At 42.4% G+C, this 9,900-nt stretch carries 2 protein-coding genes and 8 pseudogenes; 6 read left to right on the forward strand and 4 right to left on the reverse strand.

Going from position 1 to position 9,900, the window contains the following annotated elements:
• Positions 1-76 precede the first annotated feature (76 nt).
• Positions 77-643: pseudogene (locus R7F64_RS23290) on the reverse strand (electron transfer flavoprotein subunit beta/FixA family protein); the annotation flags it as partial.
• A 278-nt stretch (positions 644-921) separates the two neighbouring features.
• Here R7F64_RS23290 and R7F64_RS23295 point away from each other — a divergent pair.
• The 5 genes and pseudogenes from R7F64_RS23295 to R7F64_RS23315 form a co-directional block, all read left to right on the forward strand.
• Positions 922-2,373: pseudogene (locus R7F64_RS23295) on the forward strand (4Fe-4S dicluster domain-containing protein); the annotation flags it as partial.
• Positions 2,374-2,453: 80 nt separating this feature from the next.
• Complete coding sequence (tnpA, locus tag R7F64_RS23300) at positions 2,454-2,780, forward strand: IS66 family insertion sequence element accessory protein TnpA (protein ID WP_010451948.1); 327 nt, start codon at positions 2,454-2,456, stop codon at positions 2,778-2,780.
• Positions 2,777-3,130, forward strand: a pseudogene (gene tnpB, locus R7F64_RS23305) (IS66 family insertion sequence element accessory protein TnpB). The gene tnpA and the pseudogene tnpB overlap by 4 nt, the downstream one beginning before the upstream one ends.
• Before the next feature lie 59 nt (positions 3,131-3,189).
• Positions 3,190-4,706: pseudogene (tnpC, locus tag R7F64_RS23310) on the forward strand (IS66 family transposase).
• 31 nt (positions 4,707-4,737) lie between these two features.
• Positions 4,738-5,373, forward strand: a pseudogene (locus R7F64_RS23315) (DDE-type integrase/transposase/recombinase); the annotation flags it as partial.
• Positions 5,374-5,902: 529 nt separating this feature from the next.
• Here R7F64_RS23315 and R7F64_RS23320 read toward each other — a convergent pair.
• Together R7F64_RS23320 and R7F64_RS23325 are read right to left on the reverse strand one after the other, a co-directional pair.
• Positions 5,903-6,391: pseudogene (locus R7F64_RS23320) on the reverse strand (IS630 family transposase); the annotation flags it as partial.
• Positions 6,388-6,555 (reverse strand): annotated as a pseudogene (locus R7F64_RS23325) (integrase); the annotation flags it as partial. The pseudogenes R7F64_RS23325 and R7F64_RS23320, both read right to left, overlap by 4 nt.
• 573 nt (positions 6,556-7,128) lie before the next feature.
• Here R7F64_RS23325 and R7F64_RS23330 point away from each other — a divergent pair.
• Entirely contained in the window at positions 7,129-9,354 is a 2,226-nt protein-coding gene (locus R7F64_RS23330) for a TonB-dependent hemoglobin/transferrin/lactoferrin family receptor (RefSeq protein WP_140136442.1), read from the forward strand.
• Positions 9,355-9,493: 139 nt separating this feature from the next.
• On the opposite strand, the pseudogene R7F64_RS23335 reads toward R7F64_RS23330, so the two are convergent.
• Positions 9,494-9,824 (reverse strand): annotated as a pseudogene (locus tag R7F64_RS23335) (transposase); the annotation flags it as partial.
• Positions 9,825-9,900: the final 76 nt, after the last annotated feature.

The raw sequence follows: 9,900 nt of genomic DNA on the forward strand, positions 1-9,900 counted from the left end.
ACCCAAACGTTTTTGATCTATAAACTGCATATGTTTCTTCAGATCTGGTAAGTCAAGATACCTCGGTGAACGCTTACGGTAGCGAGGCGTAACGCGGTTCATTCAAACGCAAATCCGTGCTGATGATCGCAGGCAGATCCAGTTTGAGCGTCTCTAAGCCACCATCGATTTCTCGTGTAACCAGAACCGTTTCCCCTTCTACTTTCACTTCCGATACAAATGTCCCCTGCGGACGATTCGACAGTGCTGCCAACGTTTGCGCGACTTGGTTGTTATCCGTATCGATTGACTGTTTACCCAGAAGCACCAATTGAGCCTGTTCTTGTTCCATCACGACTTTAAGTAACTTCGCGACCGCAAGCGGTTCTGGTGACGGTTCAACATCAATATGAATCGCACGATCCGCACCTAATGCAAGCGCTGAGCGCAATTGTTCCTGACAACTGGTGTCACCAATCGACACCACTAACACCTCTTCTGCTACCCCAGCTTCTTTAAGGCGTACCGCCTCTTCCACCGCAATTTCACAGAATGGGTTCATCGTCATCTTCACGTTGTTGGTTTCCACGCCGGAACCATCAGATTTCACTCTTACTTTAACGTAAGGGTCAATTACACATTTAATCGCAACCAGTACTTTCACATTCCCTCCTAGCAGATCGCAAAGCGATACGCGTCCTAGCAATTGGGTCATGCGCGACAAAGATTTGCATTAAAGCTCAGGTTTTTCATAACCTTGCTTGGTAAAAACACATCATGACACCGTCACTCAAAACCTTTATCACGCCCTATGACGTTACCATTTGAGCTTAGTTTAGTTTACGTTTACGTCAACTGCACTATAGTTCTTTATACGAGCACTGCGTAATAGAAGAAGCACCTAAAACACAAAGAAAGGTTTCGTATAAAGGAAGCAAGAAGATGGAAAGAGAATGCATGGAATTTGATGTGGTGATTGTCTGCGCCGGACCTGCTGGTTTGAGTGCAGCATGCCGCTTAGCGCAACTCAATCAAGAACGTGAAGGTGAACCTCTGTCTATTTGTGTGGTAGAGAAAGGTTCAGAAGTTGGTGCACATATCTTATCTGGCGCGGTATTCGAAACACGTGCACTGGATGAACTTTTTCCTGATTGGCAAAGCATGGGCGCGCCTCTTTCCGCAGCTGTAAAAAACGATGCCTTCTTGTACCTAACCACAGAACTTAATCACGTTCGTGTTCCCCACTTTCTTACACCTAACCCAATGCACAATGACGAAAACAACTACGTCATCAGCTTGGCGAACTTATGTCGTTGGTTAGCAGAACAAGCAGAATCACTTGGTGTCGAGGTCTATCCCGGTTTCGCCGCATCCACGATTAACTACGATGCATTTGGCGCTGTTACAGGGGTAAACACCAGCGACATGGGTTTGGACAAGAAAGGAGAAGCCAAACCCAACTTTGAAGCAGGTATCGAGCTAAAAGCCAAATACACCGTATTCGCCGAGGGGTGCCGAGGTCATCTAGGTAAAGAGCTCATTCAACGATTTGGTTTAGACGATGATAAACAATCGCAACATTATGCGCTTGGGCTTAAAGAGATTTGGGAGTTACCTGTCGATGCCAAAGGTCAATCAGGCAGCGTGATTCATTCTGCAGGGTATCCTCTGTGTGAATCCAGCACCACAGGCGGCGGTTTTCTCTACCACATGGAGAACAACCAAATCGCCGTTGGGCTTATTGTCGACTTAAATTACAGCAATCCTTACTTGAGTCCGTTTGACGAATTTCAACGCTTTAAGCACCACCCTGCAATCGAGCAACATTTGAAAGGCGCTCACCGAATCGCTTACGGCGCAAGAGCCATAGCGAAAGGAGGGTTGTCTTCTCTGCCGAGACAGCAATTCCCCGGCGGTTTATTGATTGGCTGTGATGCGGGCACCTTAAACGTCGCCAAAATCAAAGGCAGCCATACTGCAATGAAATCCGGTTTGTTAGCCTCAGAAGCCATTGCTGAAGCATTCACAGAATCCAATTCGGAACCGGATTACCAAACCAAGTTTGAAGATTCATGGTTATATGAAGAACTTAATGACACACGCAACTTTGGTGCAAATATTCATAAGTTCGGCAGTGTGATCGGCGGCGCACTTTCCACCTTCGAGCACAATCTATGGCAGCCACTGGTAAAGAAACCAATACCGTGGACGGTCACAGATCCTTCGCACGATCATGAACAACTGAAACCAACCGACGAGTGCCAACCTATTCAATACTCGAAACCAGATGGCGTAATCAGCTTCGATAAACCTTCATCGGTATTTTTGTCAGGTACGCAACACGAAGAGAATCAGCCTTGCCACTTGCAACTCGCCTATCCTCATATTCCGATGTAAGCGCCCCACAAAGCACACATTCAATTAGCCAGGCACCAGACTTATGATCTTATCTTCACTAATAAGGAGATAAGATCATGGCTCACCGACGACGCAGCGATCAGGAATGGCTGGAAATATTTCAGCAATACGAAGACAGCTCTCTTAACCAAAGAGAGTTCTGCCGACAGAATCAACTCAGCCCTTCAACTTTCTTTTCAAAGCGACGGTCGCTGAAGCTAACCAGAGAAAACCAGCAATGCAGTTTTGTCCGAGCGGAGGTAGTTGAACAGACCACTCGCTATCAGGTAACGAATTCCGCAACAGAAAATATGACGCTTTGCTTTAACGATGTTGAGTTGAGCATCCCGCAAGGCACGCCAACAGATTATCTGGCCGAACTTATCGGTGCATTATCATCATGAGGGGATTAACTAACGCGCCTGCTATCTACCTGTATCGTGAGTTCGTTGACTTCAGAAAATCCATTAACGGTCTGGCCGCACTGGTTGAGTGTGAAACTAACTTGCCTCTGAGTTCAGGAGCATTGTTCCTGTTTACCAACAAACAGCGCGACAAAATAAAGATACTCTACTGGGATAAAACGGGCTTCGCGCTCTAGTATAAACGACTGGAAAAAGCGAAGTTCAAATGGCCTTCCCAGGAGAAAAAACAGGTATTTACCCTCAACCAATTTGAGTTGGACAGGCTGCTCTCAGGCTTCACTATTATCGGCCACAAGCCTGTTGAAATACACGATTTTACAATGAGTTAATCGTTATAAAAGTCAGATGTATCAGGTGTTGCAGCGGCATTTTTAGTATAATGGATGCCATGAAAAAGATGCCTGATATTAACCCTGACAGCCAAGATATTGCCGAGCTTCAAGCGATGGTAAAAGCCCTTATGGCTGAAAAGGCATCGCTGCTTGAACAGTTCAAATTAGCTATCGACCGTCAGTTCGCCAAACGCTCTGAATCACTCAAACCTTATGATGATGCACAGGGTGACCTGTTTAATGAAGCGGAGTGCGAGGTCGATGCAGCCTCTGACGAACAGGAAGTGGTAACGACAACCACGACCAAAAAAGTACGAGGTAAACGCAAGCCGCTTCCTAAAGACTTGCCCCGTGAGCATATCGTTCTGGACCTGGATGATGATGAAAAAGTCTGCTCATGCTGCCAGCACCCTCTGCATAAAATCGGTGAAGATAGTTGTGAAAAGCTGGAGTTCACGCCAGCAGTACTGAAGGTTCTGGAATATGTTCGCCCTAAGTACAGTTGCCGCCAGTGTGAAAAGGAAGCCGATAAGGTTAGCATCAGCCAAAAGCCTGCACCTGCCAGTATTATCCCTAAAAGCTTCGCGACAGAAAGCCTTCTGGCTAACATCATCCTTGGAAAATATCAGTACGCGCTACCGCTTTACCGTCAGGAAACCCTGTTCGAGCAGTCTGGTGTCGAGCTATCCAGAACAACCATGGCTCGCTGGATGATGCAGGTCCGCGAACGTTTTACTCCGTTGTATAACGCTCTGCACAAACACTTGCTGGAGCAGGTGGTCATCCAGGCAGATGAAACACCACTAACCGTGCTTAAAGAAGATAAGCAATGCTATATGTGGGTTTACTGCTCTGGTGCTGACTCTCCTGAAGCGACATTGGAAGGCGTTAAAAACATCGTGCTGTACGATTATCAAAATCGTCGCTCAAGAGCATGTCCCATCGGCTTCCTTGGTGACTACAATGGCTACCTGCAAACGGATGGATACCGAGTCTATGACGGCCTGGAGAAGGTTGAACACCTTGGCTGTCTTGCTCATGCTCGCCGTAAGTTCATGGATGCGAAGAAGGTACAAGGTAAAGGCAAAACAGGAAAAGCGGATGTCGCTCTGGCAAAAATCCAAAAACTGTATGCGCTTGAAACTCGCCTGAAAGGAAGGTCTGCTCTGGAGCGAATGACTGAACGACAAAAACTGGCGAAACCTATGCTTGATGACCTGCATAAATGGCTGACATCGCAAAAGGTCATCGGTACAGGTGAACTAGGCAAAGCAATCAAATACGCGGTTGGTCAGTGGCCGAAACTGGTTCGGTATGTCGAAGATGGTCACCTGTCTATCGATAACAATGGGCTGAGCGAGCAATAAAATCCATGGTTATTGGCCGAAAAAACTGGCTCTTCTCTGACACTCCCAGAGGTGCCGACGCCAGCGCAATGCTTTACAGCATCATCGAGACAGCAAAAGCGAATGACCTTATCTTGTACGACTACATGGTTAAGTGCATGAAAGAGTTGGCTAAGCCCGAGCCTGATATCGACTCACTTCTTCCCTGGAACTTCTCCCACACATAAAAAAGCGCCCGTGTGTTCATGGGGCGCTTACAAAGCATCTGTCAAACCCATCGTAACTTACCGACGCAAAAAGATTTCCAAAGATATGAGCGCCCAATTCCTGGTGATAGAGTCCAGATGGACACCTGTAAAATAGCGCCTGGAATTTACCAGTATACAGCTATTGATGACTGCTCTCGCTATCGGGTTCTAAGGTGCTACTCTCGGCGCACAGCAGCAAATACAGTTGACTTTATCGATTGTGTCGTGGAAGAGATGCCATTTCCTATCCAGCGTATTCAGACGGACAGAGGGCGTGAATTCTTTGCTGAGAAAGTCCAGAAACAACTCATGATTTATGGGATCAAGTTTCGCCCAAATAAACTTGAATGGCAAAGTGGAACGCTCGCAGAAAACAGATAAAAGTGAGTTCTATCCGACCATAGATGTCTCTGTGGGGCTGGAAGAACTGGATCTGCTACTAGCTGAATGGCAACACTACTACAACTGGGAACGGCCCCACAGCTCGTTAAATGGACTAACCCCGATAGACAGGGTTACTGAGATATCTGAACAAACTCCTTTGTTTGAAGAGGTATCTCAGAACTACCAGATCAAGAAAGAACGGTTTCAAGAACAGAATTACAAGCTCGATCTTCAGCTAAGAAAATTGAAACCATCTCTATGAATCACACACTTAACTTGATGGTGTTTGACCAAATCAACTCAGTTTACCGGCTGTTCAATGGCAACCACTCCGTTTTTTGCAACCCTACCGCTGAGAGGTCTAGGCAATATCCCACTATGAAAAGAAAAATGCCAGCCAGCTTAACTGACTGCATTGCCAATTTGGAGCGTCTTTATGTTCGTACAGTTCCTAGCTATTGGAGTTTAGTGACTTCTCACCGCCTTATCAGGCGATGCTTCTTGTTTCGCAGGCTATAGCTCAAAATATCGAGTCTTACGTAAGCCTCCACAAGCAGACACGACCGTCCAGCCGCGTTGATAACTTTAAACTGCTGCGCCATAACGGTTCCCTTGCCACAATCTGCTACTAGGCTATGTGGGGTCTTCTTGGTCAGTCAGTTGAAAATTGGTTTTATCTTCTGCACTTGGTTTTCGTTACAGATAATTAAGAGTATAGCATTTAAATTGCTATCGCAATTTCGACTTATATCACCGCCCGTACTGGGCGATGGTTTACGTCGATTTTGCTAACCTTTTCGAATCCAGCCATAGCTGAGTTTTGTCGACTGAGTCGGATGGACAGCATCCATAAACAATACTGGGGCTTCGCTCGGCTTAAGGACTTTATTGTAATACTCGACAAAGGCTTGCTGCTTTTCTGTACAGAATTTATGAGGCACACCCTTGGGTTTCTTGTATGAGAATCCATTGTGATGTAACCATTTATTCATACCCGCCACGCTATAGTGAATACCAAATTCTGCTTCTACATGGGCAACGATTTGGTGAGTATGAAAGTAAGTGTTCGCAGCCAAATGCTCAATGATCTGCATGGTTTGAGCAGTAGACATTCGGCTCTGGCTACCACCGTTTTCAGGCTTCAACTTCTCCGACTGAAGATAATCGTTGATATGACGTACAACCGTAGTTTCATGAATACGAAGCGCCTGAGAAATCATTGCGCTGCTCCAGCCTTCTGAAGCAAGCAGAACCACTTTGATACGGTCACGCACTCGACCCCCAATTTTATAGCCCAACTCCTGATAATCGAACGATAAAATGAGTAACTGATAGGTTGACCTTTGCGACGACGGCTTGGAAACAAAAAACTGCTTGATTCTAGGGATGCAAAGTAAATCCATCGACTGATGCTTTGCTGTGTTCGAGGAGTGATTTCACAGTGATTTAATCGACATGATTATTACTCATGTTCTTACTTGTTGCACCATTAGTTTGGTACATCGGAGCTAGAAGGGAGGAGTGTCCATCATATCAAAGCCTAAAAAATTACAACGCACAAACTAGTTAAACTTACGCAAAAAGCTGCACTTAAATGATAATGATAATGATAATGATTATTGATTAAATAGTTTAACTATGTCAATATGACGGCGTCATAATCATAACACTGCTAAATGTTAACATTTGTTAAATGGATCAATGCTTTATTGTATAAATAATAGTCATTGATGAGTCTTAATCGGGGGAAGGGATAATGTAACAACATTGAGGCTAGAACGGCATAACAGTTGAAATTTTATTGTGTTTCGCGCCTTTAAATAATACTTAATTTAATTAACCGTATATTATATCGTTAATTTTTAATTTTAAGTAATATTTCCATAATAAAGTTTTTAATAGATTGATATAATCCGTACGAAATTACACGGTTTCAGTTTTGTATCTAAATACTAATTTTATAAATGAGGAGGACGTCTAAAAACTTCTTTTTTTGAAGATAGATGTCAGAAGTTTAATGAAAAATTTATTATTTATTTTAGTGCCTTTGAGTTTTAATCTTTATGCAGAAGATGACAGTCAATTTTCCGAAGTTTTAGTTTTAGGTGCAAAAGATGCTGTTTTAAAGGAGTCTGATGTTAGCATTGGACAAGATGAAATCAATGCTAATTTAGTATCAGATGTAAATGACCTTGTAAGTAATGAACCTGGCGTTAGTGTTGTCCAAAAGTCTAACTCTGGAACAAGTGGATTCAATATTCGAGGTGTTGAACAGGACAGGGTCGCAATTCTTGTAGATGGTATCCATCAAGGTGAAACCTTCGAAAATGACATTTACGTTGGATACGGATATCTCGATGGTTCGATTAATGAAATAGAATTGGATTCTGTTAAAACTGTCAATATTAACAAAGGGACTGATTCTCTCTTCACCGGTTCCGGTAGTTTAGGTGGTGCAGTGTCTTACGAAACCAAAGACGCGAGTGATCTTATTTCATCTGATAAGGATTTCGGTTTGTATAATAAGACTATTTACAGTAGTAGTCGCTCGGAGTTTAAAACGACTTCAGGTATTGCTCTGCAGCAAGATTATGGTGACTTACTGCTTCTGTATACATATACAAAAGGACGTGAGCAAAAGACGAAAGATAGTGGTGATGATATTTATGGAAGAGCACGTTCGAAACCTGATCCACTCCGAAAAAAATCTGACAATATTTTAGTAAAGTCAAATATCATACTTAACGATAATCATATCTTGAAATTAGCTTACGAAAACTTCTCTGTTGATAAGTCTGTTGATGAACGTTCTTGGGATTTATTTGGGTTTAACCATAGGCTATATACTAGTGAAGGAGAACGAACGAGATACTCTATAGATTGGAATTATGATAAAGATGGTAAATACATACAAAACATTGACACAAAAATCTTTTATCAAAAAATAAAACAAAAAAAAACAAGCTCTGTTTATGAATTTGATAATGATGAATTAGAACAAATATACGACCGTTCTCAAGACCAAAAATCGATTGGATTCAATCAGAATTTTGAATTTTCTAAGATGAACGTTATATCATTACCGTTTACACAAACATTGATTTACGGGTTCGATAAAAAAAACTTTGAAAATAATAATACGGATATTTTATTCCTGGATAAAACTTACGTTACAAATAGTAGTATTATTGAGCCAGTGGATACGAAACATTATCACTTTGCTTATCTAAATGAGTTTGATGTTTCTGACTTTCAAACGTTTTCGATGGGTGTAAGGTACGACAACTACAGAAACAAAGTGAAAACTAACGGAAAATCAATATCGACACGTCATTACAGTAAGTCTTTCCCCAAACCGGAAGATACTAGTTTTGATGGAATTAGTGCTTCAGTGAGATATGATTTACAGGTAAACGATCCTTTGCGATTGTCATACAAAGTCAGTTCTGGATTTAGAGCACCTAACCCAAATGAACTGTATTTTTCTTTTGGTAATGAAATTGCCGCCAATAGAGTTGAGCCAAACCCCGATCTAAAGGATGAGAAGGGGATCACTAATGAAATACTCATTCGATATAGCAAAGAGGATCTTGCTTGGTCGGTTAGTCCATTTTATACAACTTACAAAGATTTTATCGACTTGAAAGCAGAGCAAAAACTGGTGCCTAACCCATGGTATGATCCAATTACTTTCCCAAAGAAGTACCTAGAACAAAATCATCTCCAGTACAAAAACGTTGACTCTGCATACATTTACGGCATCGATCTGAGATTCAAAGTGGATCTATCGACATATTTGCTTTTAGACAATCAACTTTGGTTTAATTCCGCGTTTAACTACAGTAAGGGTAAGGGCAGCGATGGTGATTCATTAATTAGTGTACAACCTTGGCAGGTCAATGGCAGCTTTAAATACGTCTCCAATAACTATGATTTGAATTTGCGTTCAATGTATATAAGTGAGAAGAAAGCGGAAGATACCATCCGAGATGGAAAAGAGTGGGGCTACGTTAACGACAGCGTCTTTCTGCTTGACTTAATCGCAAACTACAGAATAACTAAAAACTTCACTATGAACGCAGGCATTTTTAATATCTTGGATAAAAAATACAAGACTTGGGATTCAGTACGTAGCATACCAAAGTTCGGTTCTACCAACATGGTAGATCAGGATGGACTTGGCTTAAATAGATTCACTGCCCCTGGCATAAACTGGAAAATTGGACTTGAAGTTAAGTTATAGAGTTATCGTAATTTGGGGCTCAGAAGTGGCCCCCAATTTTCGGACATGACTTTAAGTGATTGATCTGTTTTGATAGTACCTAACAATACTGGAACAGATTATGACTAGGGCGTGTTGATCTTTGCTGTACATTTCGTGTTCAACAATACATCGGTAGCCACATTAACATGAATGCCAGCGATAACATGCTGGCATAATTCCTTTCTAGCTTGTCATATCTACTTGAAATAGCTCGATAATGCTTAATTCTCCCAAAGGCATTTTCGACCAAGTGACGATACTTGTATAGACACCAATCCATGCTGTCTTTGTCTATATCTTGTCCGTAATTGCGTTTAGCAATTACCGTTTCTCCGCCACGTTCTGCGTTCCTTAACAAAAGTACGGAAAGGTTCGCTGTCATATCCTTTATCACAAACGATGGTATTAACTTCATCGAGTTGCTCAACTAAGCTTTCGGCATGTAATAGGCTTTGTTTCCTAAATCAGGGAACTAAATCATCAGCCTACGATCTGATCAGCTAAGCTCATTCAAATAATTAGACC

The sequence above is a fragment of the Vibrio sp. Vb1980 genome (genome assembly GCF_033338615.1).
Classification (GTDB): Bacteria; Pseudomonadota; Gammaproteobacteria; order Enterobacterales; family Vibrionaceae; genus Vibrio; species Vibrio alginolyticus.

What these genes read in the sequence shown, in the direction of transcription:
- tnpA (WP_010451948.1), top strand. Translation starts at nt 2,454, where the DNA reads ATGGCTCACCGACGACGCAGCGATCAGGAATGGCTGGAAATATTTCAG.
- R7F64_RS23330 (WP_140136442.1), top strand. Translation starts at nt 7,129, where the DNA reads ATGAAAAATTTATTATTTATTTTAGTGCCTTTGAGTTTTAATCTTTAT.